The organism is Kosakonia sp. H02 (assembly GCA_030704225.1).
In the GTDB taxonomy this organism is placed as follows: domain Bacteria; phylum Pseudomonadota; class Gammaproteobacteria; order Enterobacterales; family Enterobacteriaceae; genus Kosakonia.
Map to the genome: position 1 here is coordinate 348,739 of CP131915.1, position 15,145 is coordinate 363,883.

The following is a 15,145-nucleotide window of genomic DNA, read 5'->3' on the forward strand; positions in this document are numbered from 1 at the left end:
AACGCTATGCAAACAATTGACTTTTACATGGTCGACGCCTTTAGCGATCGCACCTTTGGCGGTAATGCTGCCGCCGTCTGTCCGCTCACCGAGTGGTTACCTGACGACCTGCTGCTGCAAATGGCGCAGCAGCATAATCAATCTGAAACGGCTTTTTTTGTCCGTAACGACAGTGGGTTTGAGCTGCGCTGGTTCACCACCCAGAATGAGATTAACCTTTGCGGACACGCTACCCTGGCCGCGGCTCATGTCATTTTCGAATACCTCGACTACCCGGCAACAGAAGTGGTGTTTACCACCCGTTTTGTTGGCGAGTTGACTGTTACGCGCAATGGCGACTGGCTGACGCTCAACTTCCCGGCCTGGTCAACGGAAACGGTAACCAATCCGCCAGAATTGCTGTTTAAAACCCTCGGCATTGAGCGCGCGAAAGAAGTGCGGGTCGGGCGTGATTACCTGGTGGTGCTGGAAAGCCAGGCGCAGGTCGAAGCCCTGCAACCGGATATCGCGGCCATGAAGCCGCTGCAAAAAATGGTGTGTGTCACTGCGCCTGGCGAAGAGGCGGATTTTGTCAGCCGCTTTTTCTGCCCCGGCGAAGCGGTGGCTGAAGATCCGGTCACCGGCTCGGCGCACAGCATGTTGATCCCGTATTGGGGCGACAAGCTCGCGAAAACGGTGATGCAGGCGCGCCAGGTCTCCGCGCGCGGCGGCGACTTACGCTGCGAATGGCGCGGCGACCGGGTGTTAATCGGCGGCCAGGCGACGCTCTATTTAATCGGCAAAGTGTTTTTGCGATAGTTTTTTCGCCGGATAGCGCTGATTTACGGCAGCCGGGCAATATTGGTTTTAATCACCTCAACGGAGTGGTTGAATTTCGCCACTTCGTTACCTTTCAGTTGCAACTCAATAATCTGCTGCACGCCGCTCTGGGTCAGCACCGCAGGCACGCCGATGGCGACATCGCGCACGCCATACTCGCCATCGAGAATGCAGGAGATCGCCAGCGCGCGATGGCTGCCGGTGAAGATATTGCGGCAAATCTCGGCGATGGTGCCGGCAATGCCATATTCAGTGCAGCCTTTGCGGGCGTAGATTTCAAAACCGTGGCGGCGAACTTTCTCTGCCAGCGCATCCACATCCAGCGGCTGCCCGGTTTTACGCTGCCAGACATCGGCAATCGGCGAGCCATACACCGACGAGTGCGACCACACCGGAAATTGCGTATCGCCATGTTCGCCCAGAATAAAGGCGTCGATACTTTGTGCCCCGATATCCAGCATTTGCGCCAGCGTACGGCGCAGGCGCGTGGTGTCCAGCCAGACGCCAGTGCCAATCACCTGGCTGCGCGGCAAGCCGGAGAGTTTCCATACCTGCCAGGTAATGATGTCGCACGGGTTGGTAGCAACGAGGAAGATGCCGTTAAAACCGTTTGCCATCATCGCGGGCACGATCTTTTTAACGATCTGCGCGGTATTGTTCAGCTCATCAAGGCGTGTCTGGCCGGGCTTTAATGCACCGCCGGAAACCGTGATCACCGCGATATCTACATCTGCACACTCCTCCACCGGGCGCGTGGAGATGCTCATCATGCCGGGCATATAGGCGGCGGCATCCGCCAGATCCTGTACGTGACCTTCGACGCGTTTCTGGTCCAAATCCACCAGGATCAGCTCTTCACCAATGTTCTGGTTGAGCAGGGCATAGGCGGCAGAGGCACCCACATTGCCGGTGCCGATAATCATCACTTTGCGCGCTTTTGTATTCATGGGTGATTCCGTTATAAGAATTATCTGTTCGCGTAAGGTACAACCTGTCATCACTGAGGTGCAATGGTGCGGCAGATCTATAGGTTATTCATATGGGTTTATTGCAACAATTCAATAAACGCCTCGAGGTGGCGGGTTTTGCTACCGCGTCGCCACACCAGCCAGGTGGTGAGCCAGCGCCAGTTCTCCGCCAGCGGCCAGTAATCGACCTGGTGATAACCGGGCATACTTTCCAGCATACTGCGCGGGATCAGCGCCAGTCCCGCACCGGCAATCACGCAGGCCAGCATGCCGTGGTAAGACTCCATTTCATGAATTTTTCCGGGCGTTGCGCGATCGGCCTGAAACCAGCTCTCAAAATGGCGACGATAAGAGCAATTGGCGCGAAACGCGTAGATGCTTGCGCCATTGACCTGTGACGCGCGGGTAATCGGTTCATGGCCCGACGGCGCGACAATCATCATCTCTTCGCGATAGACCGGAATACCTTCAAGGCCCGGATGCATAATTGGCCCGTCAACAAATGCCGCGCTCAGATGCCCCTCGATCACCCCGTCAATCATTGTCCCGGACGGGCCGGTGGAGAGATCAAATTGAATCAGCGGGTAGCGCTGGTTGTACTGCGCAAGCGTTGCCGGAATGCGCACTGCGGCGGTACTTTCCAGCGCGCCGAGGGAAAACAACCCTTGCGGCTCATCGCCAGCCACCACCATTCTCGCCTCATCGACCAGCGCGAGGATCTGCTGGCTGTAGCGCAAAAAACTGTGTCCGGCGGGGGACAGCCGCAGGCGCTGGCTTTCGCGAATAAACAGATCAACACCCAAATCCGCCTCCAGTTGGCGGATGCGGGTCGTCAGGTTCGACGGCACGCGGTGCACCTTCTGCGCCGCCTGGGTAATGCTCCCGGTCTGCGCCACGGCGTTAAACATCTCAAGCTGGGTTAAATCCATGCCATTCTCTTTTCGTGAATACCGAAGTTAATATTATTCAGTTTTCAGAAATAACAAATTCAGCCACCATAGCGCAAGTTCTGAACATATTTAGGGGATAAATAATGTCTGTTTCCGCCACCACACATGCACTTTCCATCAACCCGGCGACGGGTGAAACCCTGCGCGCCACGCCCTGGGCCAGCCGTGAAGAGGTTGATGCCGCGCTGGAACTGGCCGCCAACGGCTACCGCCAGTGGCGCACACTCAGCGTGGCTGATCGCGCGAAAAAACTGCGCGATCTCGCTGTCGCACTGCGTGCCCACGCTGAAGAGATGGCGCAGATGATGAGCCTGGAGATGGGCAAACCGATTTTGCAGGCGCGGGCGGAAGTGAACAAATCCGCCGGTCTGTGCGACTGGTACGCCGAACACGGCCCGGCGATGCTTGGCAGCGAACCGACGCAGGTTGAGCAGCAGCGCGCGACCATCGAGTACCGCCCGCTGGGGCCGATTCTGGCGGTGATGCCGTGGAACTTCCCGCTCTGGCAAGTGCTGCGCGGTGCGGTGCCGATCCTACTGGCGGGCAACAGCTATTTGCTGAAACATGCGCCGAACGTGCTGGGCTCAGCCGCGCTGATTGGCGATATTTTTAATCAGGCCGGTTTCCCGCAGGGCGTGTTTGGCTGGGTAAATGCCACCAACGACGGCGTAAGTCAGGCGATTAACGACCCGCGCATTGCCGCCGTGACCGTGACCGGCAGCGTGCGCGCCGGTGCGGCGATTGGTGCGCAGGCCGGAGCCGCGCTAAAAAAATGCGTGCTGGAATTAGGCGGCTCCGATCCCTTTATCGTGCTGAACGATGCCGATGTGGATCTGGCGGTGAAAGCGGCGGTCGCCGGGCGTTACCAGAACACCGGGCAGGTTTGCGCTGCGGCAAAACGTTTTATCGTTGAAGAGGGTATTGCCGACGCGTTTACGGAAAAATTCGTCGCCGCCGCTGCCGCGCTGAAGCAGGGCGCGCCGGATGTCGAAGAGAATTATCTCGGCCCGATGGCCCGTTTCGACCTGCGCGATGAGTTGCACGCACAGGTGCAGGCGAGCATTAAAGAGGGCGCAACGCTGGCGCTGGGCGGCAAAAAAGTGCCGGGCAACGGCAATTACTACCCGGCGACGGTGCTGACCCACGTCACGCCAGAGATGACGGCGTTTCGCCAGGAGCTGTTTGGTCCGGTGGCGGCCATCTCGATTGCCCGCGATGCAGAACACGCGCTACAGCTTGCCAACGACAGTGATTTCGGCCTCTCTGCCACGGTATTTACGGCCGATGATGCGCAGGCCGCGTGGTTTGCCGAACGTCTGGAGTGTGGCGGGGTGTTTATCAATGGTTTTAGTGCCAGCGATGCCCGCGTGGCGTTTGGCGGGGTGAAGAAAAGTGGTTTTGGCCGCGAGCTGTCACACTTTGGTCTGCATGAGTTCTGCAATATTCAGACCGTGTGGAAAGATCGTCTGTAAGTAAAATGCGCCCCGGCGGGGCGCGTCACGGCTGGCTGTCATGGATGTGTCATGATCCTTTTGTAGACTCACCGCAACTTGGTGGTTACAGAAGAATATCATGAACTTAACACAAATTTTTCGCCGGGCGTTCCGGCGACTCTCCCCACGGCAGTTTGGGTTGTTAGCCGGGATCTTTTGCATCATTGGCTTGTTCTCCGCACTGCAAATCGCCTCCTCATTTGTCCTCTCTGCGTCATTACGTAGCGCGCAGCACAACGAACAACTCAACCAGCAGGCACATTTGCAACAGGTGCGGGTGGATGAAGCCCGCATTGCGCTGCTGACCGCCAGCGACCTGCTCAACCGGGCCGGGGTCTATTTTATGCAAGATAAAGAGACCGGTTCAGAGGGTAGCTGGCACAGCCTGATGGATGAAACACACCAGGCGCTTATGGCGTCGCAAAAAGCCTGGCAGGCGTGGCTGGCGCTGAACCCGCCGAAAGACGAAGGGCTGATTAACAGTTACCAGATGTTTTATGGTGCGCTGAAAGAGCAGGCTGACGGGCTGGTCAAAACGCAATCCATCGACGCTTTTTTCGCCGTACCGGCGCAGGCATTTCAGGCCGATTTCAACGACAATTACGCCCGTTTCCAGCAGGCCAGCGAACAGCGCGCCGAGCACGGGCGCCAGGCATTGCTGTCCAGCCTGACGCGCTTGCAACAGGTATTTATGCTGGTGCCCGCGCTGCTGGTGGTGATTGCGCTTCTGGTGTGGTTCGGCATGTCACGCTGGGTGATCACTCCGCTGCGTAAATTGATTGCCCATATCAATATTCTCGCCGCGGGCGATCTTGGCACGCCGTTACCGCCGGTTCAGCGCTTTAACCGGGAAATAGACCAGCTTGGGCTGAGTGTCGGCACTATGCAGCAGGGGCTGCAACAACTGGTGATGCAGGTCAGCGACGCGACATCCTCGATGGTCGATACCATTAGTCACCTGGCGCAAGGTAACCAGTCGCTGTATCAACAGTCGGCAAAACAGGCACAGGAACTGACGGATGTGACCGAGCATATCGCCACGCTGGAATCCCATGTTGAAGGCAGCACCGGTTTTGCCGAGCTGGCCCGTCAACAGGCCGATGAAGCCCGGGAAGTTGCCGCCGGTGGCGATCGGATGATGGATACCGTGAATCAGTCAATGCGTGAAATCGTCGATCGATCGTCGGAGATGCGCAATATTGTCGCACTGATTGATGGCGTCGCCTTCCAGACCAATATTCTGGCGCTCAATGCCGCCATTGAAGCCGCGCATGCAGGTAATCACGGGCGAGGCTTTGCGGTGGTCGCCAAAGAGGTGGGACTGCTGGCGCGCAAGAGCAGCCACTCGACGCAAACCATTCAGCAACTGATTAACCACTCGCTACAGGGAATCAATGAAGGGAGCCACGCCGTGAGCCGCCTCGAAGATAACCTGCAACAGGTGACGGGTCTGGTCGGGCATCTTAGCGGCGTGTTAAGTGAGATTTCGGCGGCGACCCTCAGCCAGGGAGAAAGTATCCACAAAATGACCCGCCGCTTACACTCCCTGAACAGCGTTGCGCGTCGCACCGGTGAGCTGGTCACCACGGCTACCGCCGCGTCTGACCAACTGCATCATGACTCCCAGGCGTTGATGCAAGCGGTGGCGCGTTTTCGTCTGCCCGCCTGACGCAGCAAAACAGCTCTGATATACTCGCAGGCCGTTTTGGCCTGTGGGCGAGGAGTGAGCGTGGCATCGGTGATGGATAATGGCGTACTGGAGGCGATAGTGGCCCAGGTCCGCCCGCTGCTGGGGCGCGGTAAGGTTGCGGATTATATCCCGGCGCTGGCTGCAATCAGCGGCAACAAACTTGGTATTGCTGTCAGCACCGTCAACGGAGAGCACTTCCAGGCGGGCGATGCCGGGGAGCGCTTCTCCATTCAGTCGATTTCAAAAGTGCTCAGTCTGGTGGTGGCAATGAACCACTACGCCGAAGAGGAGATCTGGGCGCGGGTGGGCAAAGATCCCTCCGGGCAGCCGTTTAACTCCTTGTTGCAACTGGAAATCGAGCAAGGTAAACCGCGCAACCCGTTTATTAACGCCGGGGCGCTGGTGGTCTGCGATATGCTGCAAAGCCGCCTTAGCGCACCGCGCCAGCGCATGCTGGAGATTGTGCGCAACCTCTCCGCCACGCCGGATATCACCTACGAAACTGCCGTGGCTCGCTCCGAATTCGAACACGCTGCCCGCAATACCGCCATTGCCTGGCTGATGAAGTCATTTGGCAATTTCCATAACGATGTCTCCACCGTGTTGCAAAACTACTTTCATTACTGTGCGCTGAAGATGAGCTGTGCCGAACTGGCGCGCACGTTTCTGTTTCTGGCGCAGGGCGGGCAGGTCGCGCATCTGGCAAGCCCGCTAGTCTCAGCATTGCAGGCGCGGCAGATCAACGCGCTGATGGCAACCAGCGGCATGTATCAGAACGCCGGTGAGTTTGCCTGGCGCGTCGGTTTACCGGCAAAATCTGGCGTTGGCGGCGGTATTGTGGCGATTGTGCCGCACGAGATGGCCATTGCGGTCTGGAGCCCGGAACTGGACGAGGCGGGCAACTCACTGGCCGGTGTTGCGCTGCTGGAAGCACTGACGCAACGCCTCGGGAGATCGGTCTATTAATGGCAGATTTTGACCCTCTTTTTGCGCGCCTCGGGCGCTCGACGTTTCGTTCCCGCTTTCGCCTTGGCGTAAAAGAGCGGCAATACTGCCTGGATAAAGGCGCAGACGTGATTGCTTCGCACGCGGCGGATTTTGTCGCCCGGCGGCTGGCTCCGGCGCAGCCGCAAAACGACGGCAAGCAAACACCCATGCGCGGGCATCCGGTCTTTATCGCCCAACATGCCACCGCCACCTGCTGTCGTGGCTGCCTGGAGAAGTGGCACGCTATCCCGCACGGGCAACCTTTAACGGCCTCGCAGCAGCAGTATATCGTTGATGTTATTTACCACTGGCTGGTTATCCAGATGAATTCACCGCGCTGAACGCCTGCGCAACACCGCGTCCCGGAGTCGTTTAGTGCCCCTGTGGCGCAGGACAATTAATCATTCAGGCGACTCATGGTAAACTCCGCTTTTCGTCACACTGACAATCGTGGTGAATAGGCTACGCTATATGCTGTATCCCATGAATAGATCGACGGGTTTCTTCGATTATTCCTTGCGGAAAACAGCCCAAGAATGATGAGAACGACACTCTATGAAAATTCCTGCAATTCCCGCGAATGAGGCAAAACGCCTGGCGTCGTTGCATGATTCTGGCCTTCTTGAAGGCGGCGTCACGGAACGTCTGGACAGGTTAACCCGGCTGGCGAAACGCCTGTTCAATGTTCCCGCAGCGTTAATTACGCTGGTCGATGAAGACACGCTGCATTTCAAATCCAGCGAAGGTTTTCCGAAAGATGCCCTGCCGCGCAAAATCTCTTTCTGCGGTCATGCCATTTTGTGTGAAGACCCAATGATCATTGAAGATGCAACCCTCGATGACCGTTTTTCGGGCAACCCGCTGGTGACCGGTGACGCGCATCTGCGTTTTTATGCCGGTCATCCGCTGCGTCTTCCCGATGGCGCGGTGGTTGGTTCTTTCTGTCTGATCGACCGGGAAGTGCGGGGCTTTGACGCCTCTGAACTCGATAGCCTGAAAGACTTTGCCATGATTGTCGAAGATGAGTTCGAGGTGATGAGTGCAGCTACCACCGATGAGTTGACCGGCTTGTTTAACCGCCGTGGTTTCGACAACCTGGCGAAGTTCGCCATTGTGGGCGCACGCCGTCGCGCCGAGCCGTTAACGCTGGCATGGATCGATCTCGATAACTTCAAAGAAATCAATGACACCTACGGACATGGTGAAGGCGATGAAGCCCTGAAAGCGATGGCGACGGTGATGACCGCCAGCCTGCGCGAAGCAGATTTGCGGGTGCGTTACGGCGGGGATGAGTTCGCTATTGTCTTTTCCGACACCGATGAGCAGGGTGCGTGGATTGCCATGCAGCATTTGGTAGAACAAGTTGAGGCGTGGAATCAGCAATCCGGTAAACCCTGGCAACTGGGCTTTTCCTGGGGCGTGAGCGAATTCGATCATGCGACAAAAGACGATCTGCGCGCCTGGATGAAAGAGGCGGATCAGAAGATGTACGCCATGAAAACGCAAAACAACCGGGGCCGTTGAATCATCACAAAATCCTATGGTTTTGGCCGCGTCCGGGCGGCCTGGATCGCACGAAACTGTGACGGGCACGACAATTTTTCCTACGCTCTTATAATCACCACCAATAAGCCATCCCATTTTGATCAAAACAGGGTTTCATGGTCGTAAAGTCTGGTAAGTTATCACACCAATCTTCCCAGGTTGTATGACTAATCAAAAAAGGAACCCACTGTGAACACATTAAACCGTCGCAACTTTCCCGGCGCTGAATATCCAGAACGTATCATTCAGTTTGGCGAAGGGAACTTTTTGCGCGCTTTTGTCGACTGGCAAATCGATCTGCTGAATGAACACACCGACCTGAACGCCGGTGTGGTCGTTGTTCGCCCGATCCAGAGTGATTTTCCGCCTTCCTTAAGCACCCAGGATGGCCTTTACACCACCATTATCCGCGGCCTGAACGAGCAGGGCGAAGCGGTCAGCGATGCGCGTCTTATCCGCTCCGTTAACCGTGAAATCAGCGTTTATGCGCAGTATGACGAGTTCCTGAAATTGGCGCATAACCCGGATATCCGTTTCGTTTTCTCTAACACCACCGAAGCGGGCATTAGCTACCACGCGGGCGACAAATTCGACGATGCCCCGGCGGTAAGCTATCCGGCAAAACTGACCCGACTGCTGTTTGAACGTTTCACTCACTTCTCTGGCGCGGCGGATAAAGGCTGGGTGATCATCCCGTGTGAACTTATCGATTACAACGGTGATGCGCTGCGTGAACTGGTGCTGCGTTATGCTCAGGAATGGGCGCTGGGCGCGGAATTTACCCAGTGGCTGGATGCGGCAAACGCTTTCTGTTCAACGCTGGTGGACCGCATCGTAACCGGTTACCCGCGTGATGAAGTGGCGACACTGGAAGCAGAACTGGGTTACCGCGACACCTTCCTGGACACCGCTGAACACTTCTATTTGTTTGTGATTCAGGGGCCGAAATCGCTGGCGTCTGAATTGCGTCTTGATAAATTCCCGCTGAACGTGCTGATTGTTGACGATATCAAGCCGTACAAAGAGCGTAAGGTGGCGATCCTCAACGGCGCGCATACGGCGCTGGTACCGGTGGCGTTCCAGGCCGGTCTGGATACCGTCGGTGAAGCGATGAATGACACGGAAATCTGTGCATTTGTTGAGAAAGCGATTTACGAAGAGATTATTCCGGTGCTGGATCTGCCGCGTGATGAGCTGGAATCGTTCGCCAGCGCGGTAACCGGGCGTTTTCGCAACCCGTACATCAAACATCAATTGCTCTCTATTGCGCTGAACGGCATGACCAAATTCCGCACCCGCATTCTGCCGCAACTGCTGGCAGGGCAGAAAGCCAACGGTAAATTGCCTGCACGCCTGACGTTTGCCCTGGCCGCGTTAATTGCGTTTTATCGCGGTGAGCGTAACGGCGAGAGCTACCCGGTGCAGGATGATGCGCACTGGATTGAGCGTTATCAGCAGTTGTGGAACCAGCATAACGATCGCCAGCTTAGCACCAGCGAACTGGTGAAGGCGGTGTTGTCCGTGAGCGATCACTGGGAGCAGGATCTGAGCAAAGTGTCTGGCCTGGTTGAGCAGGTTTCGCTGGATCTGGATGCTATTTTGCTGCGCGGTATGCGCGAAGCGGTAAAACCGCTCTGCTAATGACATAGCGTTTCCGGCCTACAAGCAGGCAGCGATGCCCTGTAGGCCGGACAACACGTTAACGCCATCCAGCAATAAATATACTAGTTACAACATACTATTAAATAGTTGTATAACAGGTTTCAGCAACCTCTGCACCACACCTCGTCAGGCAGGGCGAATCTTCGTCACAATTTATTAGCAAACTTGCAACTGTGACTTGGATCACGTTTAATAGCCACTGCGTTCTCTTTGCCTGTAACTCAACATGATTGTCCGACCCCAACAACACTGGCTTGCTCGTCTCTTTGTCTGGCACGGTTCCGTGCTACCGAAAATCACCTCACGGCTCACCATGAATTTTCTGCTTTCTGTCGCCGTGATTTGGATGCTGCCCTGGTATACCTCGCTTGGTATCAAACTGACGGTTGCGCCATTCAGCATTCTCGGCGTTGCTATTGCTATCTTCCTTGGTTTTCGTAACAACGCCTGTTTCGCCCGCTACTCTGAAGCGCGGTTGTTATGGGGACAATTAATGATTGCCTCGCGTTCGTTACTGCGGGAAGTAAAAACGACGCTGCCGGATGATGGCGATCTGCCCCATTTTATTCGCCTGCAAATCGCCTTTGCCCACGCATTGCGCATGACGCTCAGGCGCAAGCCGCAGGGTGAAATTTTATCGAAATACTTAACCACGCCAGAGCGGCAGCTGGTGCTGAACGCGCATTCGCCTGCGAACCGCATTTTATTATTGATGGCCGGGTGGTTGGGGGAACGGCGCGCGCAGGGCGCGTTATCAGACATCATGTTTCACAGCATTACCCAGCGCCTGCATGATATGTCCGCAGTACTTGCCGGTTGTGAACGTATCTTTAACACGCCGTTGCCGTTTGCCTATTCGCTGATCCTGCACCGCACGGTTTATCTGTTCTGCATTATGTTGCCGTTTGCATTAGTGGTGGATTTGCACTTTATGACGCCGTTTATCTCCGTGCTTATTTCCTACACCTTTATCTCGCTGGATACGCTGGCGGAAGAGCTGGAAGATCCCTTCGGCGAAGAGGATAACGACCTGCCGCTGGATGCAATGTGTAACGCTATCGAAATCGATTTATTGCAGATGGTGGACGCGGAAGAACTTCCGCACAAAATGACACCGGACAAAAACTATCAATTAACCTAAACTTCACATAAGCGTAAAGCCGTAAGACTTTTCACTCTACTGGCGAAACGTACTCTACAGGGGGGACATTCGATGGAAAAGTCCGATAAAACCTTATCCTTAGCGCTGACGCTGGTCGTCGGCTTATCACTTCTCGCTACGGCGTGGGATCTCTCTTTCGTCAGCAGCTTGCCGTGATCCCGCTATGTTGTGCTGAGCAGCGCCGCTGTTTCCACCGCCGGACGCTGCAACAGCGCAACGGCTTCTTCAAACGTCCTGATATTGGTGTAGCCAATAATTAACCCGTAACGCTTGCGGGTTTGGTTATACCAGCGCGACAGCGGGCTGACCTGTAACTGATGCCGCTGCCAGAGGTGCGCCAGTTCGACATCCTGTGTGCTGCTTTGCAGAAAAGCGATGATATGCATTCCGCCATCGCTGACTTCAACCTTAAATACACCCGGAAAAACCTGATCCAGCGCTGACAGCATCATCTTTCGGCGTTGAGAATAAAGGCTGCGCATCTTCTTCAGGTGTTTATAAAAATGGCCTTCACCGAGAAAGGCGGCGAGGATTTTCTGCGTCAGTACGGGTTGGCCGCTCTCGGTGAGTTCTGCGGTTTCGCGAAACTGCCCCAGCGTAGATCGCGGCATTACCAGGTAGCTGATGCGCAGCGCGGGCATCACGGTCTTGCTGAAAGTGCCCATATAAATTACCCGGTCGTGCACATCCAGGCTTTTCAGCGCCGGTAACACTTTGCGGGTGTAATGGAATTCACCATCGTAATCATCTTCCACAATCCAGCTATTGTTTTGCTGCGCCCATTGCAGCAACTGGTGCTTACGCGGCAGCGAAAGGGTAACGGCGAGGGGGCTTTGATGTGACGGTGTCACAAAAAGCAGACGGGCATCAGCATGGTATTGCTGCAAATAATCAACATCCAGCCCGTCACAGTCGACCGGGACATAGTGCAGTTGTTGTACCGCGCGTTTGAGCACTTGCTGGCCCAGAAAATAGCCAGGATCTTCAAACAGCACTTTGTCAGGGGTTGATGTGAGTGTGTTAAGGATCAGCCGCAGGCTATGGTTGTACCCACTGGTGATGAAGATTTGTTCTGGTGTGCAGGACAATCCACGCGAAATATTCACGTACTGCGCGATGGCTTCGCGCAGCGGCATATAGCCCAGCAGCGGCGGATTAGTCATCTCAACGGGCTGCATTGATCGCACGGCCTTACCGCTCAATAGCAGCCATTTTTTATAAGGAAAGGCGTCCAGCGACGGGATGCCGAGGCGTAAAAAGCCGGTTTGATCGCGTAAGGTCTCGTTGATAAGCCGTGGCGATGCTGCTGTTTCGCTTTCAGCACGCGGCAAAGCGAGTTTTGGCAGCAGCAAATCAGGATTAACTCTTGTACCGCGCGCGCCCTGGCTGACCAGATAGCCTTCACCGACCAGCAGCGCCCACGCTGTTTCGACCGTTTTACGCGCCACGCCGATTTCACTGGCCAGCACGCGCACGGAAGGGACTTTTTCACCGGGCTTCAGCAAGCCGCTGGCGATGCTGTGGCGATACTGTTCATAGATGGCTTTATACCCCGGTTTCATGTCCTACCTTTATTCTTCTGTTTTGCATCTTTTCGCTGCGACATAAGCCCGTAATATAGCCTCTATTGAAACGATAAACGAGGTAAATGACTATGAGCACCCGCATCAATCTTTTCCAGACTGTTCCTTCTCTTATGAAAACCTTGTCCGATACTAGCCAGGCTTCCCATAACAGTAGCCTGGATATCATGCTTAAGAACCTGGTGGATATCCGCGCCTCTCAGCTTAACGGCTGCGCTTTCTGTCTGGATATGCACGTGAAACAGGCCAAATTGCAGGGGGAGCGCGAGTTGCGTCTTTACCATGTGGCAATCTGGCGCGAATCGCCGCTGTTTAGCGCAAAGGAAAAAGCAGCGCTGGCGCTGACCGAGGCATTAACCCGACCAGCCGAGCACGGTGTAACGGATGATGTCTATCGCGACGCGCGTGAGCATTTTAGCGAGGTGGAGTTATCTGAACTGGCCTTTGCGATTGCCATTATTAACACATGGAACCGATTGATGATTTTGTCGCAAACCGTGCCGGGCGCACTGGATAAAGCCTACGGTCTGGATCGTGCGCACCTGGAGTAATGGCAGCATAATGCCCAATGGCGCTGCAATATGAGGCGTTTGTAGTCCGGGTAAACGCAGTGCCACCCGGCAAAACACCGGGTGGCGGGCAGGGAAGCGAATTAATGCGCTAACTGAAAGAAACGCACAGAGTCGCGCAACATTTCGCTCTGTTCGGTCATCGACTGCGCGGCGACGGCAGCTTGTTCCACCAACGTCGCGTTCTGCTGTGTGACCTGGTCCATTTGATCAATAGCGACGCTAATCTCTTTAATCCCCTGATGCTGCTCGGTAGAGGCGGCAGAGATCTCGGCCACAATATCGGTCACTTTATTTACCGAATTCACAATCTCTTCCATCGCCCGGCTGGCGGTATCGGCATAGCGCGAACCGTCGGTAATTTTATCGACCGTGCCTTCAATCAACTGTTTGATCTCCTTCGCAGCATCGGCGCTTTTCTGCGCCAGATTACGCACTTCGCCAGCGACCACGGCAAAACCTTTACCTTGCTCGCCGGCACGCGCGGCTTCCACGGCGGCGTTCAGTGCAAGAATATTGGTCTGGAAGGCTATTCCTTCGATTACGGAAATGATGTCGACAATTTTCTGCGAGCTGTCAGAGATTTCATGCATGCCTTTCAGCATGTCATCGACTTCTCTACCGCCTTTGACTGCGGTTTCTGATGTCTGACGCGCCAGGTCGCTCGCTTTGCGCGCATTCTCGGCATTGCTCTTCACGTTTTCCGTAATCTGTTGCATGTTCGACGAGGTTTGTACCAGCGATGCGGCCTGTTCCTCGGTGCGTTGCGACAGATCGTTATTGCCTTCAGAGATTTCACCGGCGGCGTGGGAGATGGACTCGCTACCGTCGATAATGCCTTTAATAATCTCGGCCAGTTGGCTGTTCATAAATTTAACGGTTGCCAGCAGACTCTGGCTGTCACCCTCGCGCAAATTCACATTGGTACCCAGTTTTCCGGCAGCGACGGCTTTCATAATCGACACTGCATAGGCCGGCTCACCGCCCAACTGACGCGCCAGGTTGCGGGAGATAAACAGGGCAATCACGCCGGTGGCAATCAACGCCAGCAGCAGTAAACCGCTCAGCAGCCAGAGTGCCTGGCGATAACCCGCCTGCGTCGCTTCACCGGCCTTATCACCAATGGCCACTTCCATATCCACCAGCGTTGCCAGATCCTTCATCAACTGTGTGCGGTATTTTGCCGACACCGCGCCGCTGATTTTCGCGGCTTCCTCTGCGTCGCCCCGGTTCATGGCTTCGATCACTTTGGCGTTTACATCAACAAAGTTTTTGAAGTTATCGACCACGGTTGCAAACAGCGCACGCATCTCTTGCGGTTCATCGGCAGCGATTTTTGCGTACTGCTGTTGCGCGTTAAGGAATGTGGCCTGGTTTTGCAGCAATTCGCCGCGGTGTTGGTCGAGTGAAGCGGGGGTGGTGGAAGTGGTGTACTGGACTTGTTGCAAACGCATTTCGGCTAATACGCCACGCATTTCAAGAGTGTAACGAACACCGGGCATTCGGTTTTCTCGGAACTTCTCAACATGTTGATTGCTGGCGTTGAGTTGGTAAATGGCGACGGATCCTAACAGCAACATCATCACAATCAGAATAGAAAAACCGACGAGCAGTTTCATTAATACGGTGGCTTGCGCTATTTTTTTCATAATCCTACAGCTATAAAAAGAACGGTATTATTAATAACGGCAAAGTTTGCTGAATGTTTGAGTGATAA

General features: G+C 55.2%; 13 protein-coding genes. 9 read left to right on the forward strand and 4 right to left on the reverse strand.

Going from position 1 to position 15,145, the window contains the following annotated elements:
• The first annotated feature begins 6 nt into the window (after positions 1-6).
• Positions 7-798 (forward strand): PhzF family phenazine biosynthesis protein, encoded by a 792-nt coding sequence (locus Q5705_01760; protein WLI77314.1) that lies wholly within the window; start codon positions 7-9, stop codon positions 796-798.
• 23 nt (positions 799-821) lie between these two features.
• Here Q5705_01760 and Q5705_01765 read toward each other — a convergent pair whose 3' ends face one another.
• Both Q5705_01765 and Q5705_01770 read right to left on the reverse strand, forming a co-directional pair.
• Positions 822-1,766 (reverse strand): L-lactate dehydrogenase, encoded by a 945-nt coding sequence (locus tag Q5705_01765; protein WLI77315.1) that lies wholly within the window; start codon positions 1,764-1,766, stop codon positions 822-824.
• A 98-nt stretch (positions 1,767-1,864) separates the two neighbouring features.
• Positions 1,865-2,716, reverse strand: coding sequence for a LysR substrate-binding domain-containing protein (locus Q5705_01770; protein ID WLI77316.1), 852 nt, complete (start codon positions 2,714-2,716; stop codon positions 1,865-1,867).
• Positions 2,717-2,820: 104 nt separating this feature from the next.
• On the opposite strand from Q5705_01770, the gene sad reads away from it, so the two are divergent.
• From sad to Q5705_01805, 7 genes are all read left to right on the forward strand, one after another.
• Positions 2,821-4,209: a succinate-semialdehyde dehydrogenase gene (gene sad / locus Q5705_01775; GenBank protein ID WLI77317.1), complete on the forward strand. Its 1,389-nt coding sequence runs from the start codon at positions 2,821-2,823 to the stop codon at positions 4,207-4,209.
• Between the two features lie 100 nt (positions 4,210-4,309).
• Positions 4,310-5,899, forward strand: a complete 1,590-nt coding sequence (locus tag Q5705_01780; GenBank protein WLI77318.1) for a methyl-accepting chemotaxis protein — start codon at positions 4,310-4,312, stop codon at positions 5,897-5,899.
• Positions 5,900-5,959: 60 nt separating this feature from the next.
• Complete coding sequence (glsB, locus tag Q5705_01785; protein ID WLI77319.1) at positions 5,960-6,886, forward strand: glutaminase B; 927 nt, start codon at positions 5,960-5,962, stop codon at positions 6,884-6,886.
• Positions 6,886-7,248 carry a DUF4186 domain-containing protein gene (locus Q5705_01790; GenBank protein ID WLI77320.1) on the forward strand — a complete coding sequence of 121 codons (363 nt, stop codon included), beginning with the start codon at positions 6,886-6,888 and terminating at the stop codon, positions 7,246-7,248. The genes glsB and Q5705_01790 overlap by 1 nt, the downstream gene beginning before the upstream one ends.
• 214 nt (positions 7,249-7,462) lie before the next feature.
• Complete coding sequence (locus tag Q5705_01795) at positions 7,463-8,431, forward strand: sensor domain-containing diguanylate cyclase (GenBank protein ID WLI77321.1); 969 nt, start codon at positions 7,463-7,465, stop codon at positions 8,429-8,431.
• Between the two features lie 210 nt (positions 8,432-8,641).
• Positions 8,642-10,093 (forward strand): tagaturonate reductase, encoded by a 1,452-nt coding sequence (locus tag Q5705_01800; GenBank protein ID WLI77322.1) that lies wholly within the window; start codon positions 8,642-8,644, stop codon positions 10,091-10,093.
• A gap of 247 nt (positions 10,094-10,340) precedes the next feature.
• Positions 10,341-11,255, forward strand: a complete 915-nt coding sequence (locus tag Q5705_01805) for a bestrophin family ion channel (GenBank protein ID WLI77323.1) — start codon at positions 10,341-10,343, stop codon at positions 11,253-11,255.
• 182 nt (positions 11,256-11,437) lie between these two features.
• Here Q5705_01805 and Q5705_01810 read toward each other — a convergent pair whose 3' ends face one another.
• Positions 11,438-12,838 carry a PLP-dependent aminotransferase family protein gene (locus Q5705_01810; protein WLI77324.1) on the reverse strand — a complete coding sequence of 467 codons (1,401 nt, stop codon included), beginning with the start codon at positions 12,836-12,838 and terminating at the stop codon, positions 11,438-11,440.
• Positions 12,839-12,930: 92 nt separating this feature from the next.
• On the opposite strand from Q5705_01810, the gene Q5705_01815 reads away from it, so the two are divergent.
• Complete coding sequence (locus Q5705_01815; protein WLI78945.1) at positions 12,931-13,410, forward strand: carboxymuconolactone decarboxylase family protein; 480 nt, start codon at positions 12,931-12,933, stop codon at positions 13,408-13,410.
• A 101-nt stretch (positions 13,411-13,511) separates the two neighbouring features.
• Here the strand turns inward: Q5705_01815 and Q5705_01820 are convergent, their stop codons facing one another.
• Complete coding sequence (locus Q5705_01820; GenBank protein WLI77325.1) at positions 13,512-15,077, reverse strand: methyl-accepting chemotaxis protein; 1,566 nt, start codon at positions 15,075-15,077, stop codon at positions 13,512-13,514.
• Between the last annotated feature and the right edge of the window lie 68 nt (positions 15,078-15,145).

Excerpts from the sequence above, each read along its gene's own strand:
- Q5705_01765 (WLI77315.1), bottom strand. The coding sequence starts at position 1,766 with ATGAATACAAAAGCGCGCAAAGTGATGATTATCGGCACCGGCAATGTG.
- Q5705_01810 (WLI77324.1), bottom strand. The coding sequence starts at position 12,838 with ATGAAACCGGGGTATAAAGCCATCTATGAACAGTATCGCCACAGCATC.
- Q5705_01790 (WLI77320.1), top strand. The coding sequence starts at position 6,886 with ATGGCAGATTTTGACCCTCTTTTTGCGCGCCTCGGGCGCTCGACGTTT.
- Q5705_01795 (WLI77321.1), top strand. The coding sequence starts at position 7,463 with ATGAAAATTCCTGCAATTCCCGCGAATGAGGCAAAACGCCTGGCGTCG.
- Q5705_01820 (WLI77325.1), bottom strand. The coding sequence starts at position 15,077 with ATGAAAAAAATAGCGCAAGCCACCGTATTAATGAAACTGCTCGTCGGT.
- sad (WLI77317.1), top strand. The coding sequence starts at position 2,821 with ATGTCTGTTTCCGCCACCACACATGCACTTTCCATCAACCCGGCGACG.
- Q5705_01780 (WLI77318.1), top strand. The coding sequence starts at position 4,310 with ATGAACTTAACACAAATTTTTCGCCGGGCGTTCCGGCGACTCTCCCCA.
- Q5705_01760 (WLI77314.1), top strand. The coding sequence starts at position 7 with ATGCAAACAATTGACTTTTACATGGTCGACGCCTTTAGCGATCGCACC.
- Q5705_01815 (WLI78945.1), top strand. The coding sequence starts at position 12,931 with ATGAGCACCCGCATCAATCTTTTCCAGACTGTTCCTTCTCTTATGAAA.
- Q5705_01770 (WLI77316.1), bottom strand. The coding sequence starts at position 2,716 with ATGGATTTAACCCAGCTTGAGATGTTTAACGCCGTGGCGCAGACCGGG.
- Q5705_01805 (WLI77323.1), top strand. The coding sequence starts at position 10,341 with ATGATTGTCCGACCCCAACAACACTGGCTTGCTCGTCTCTTTGTCTGG.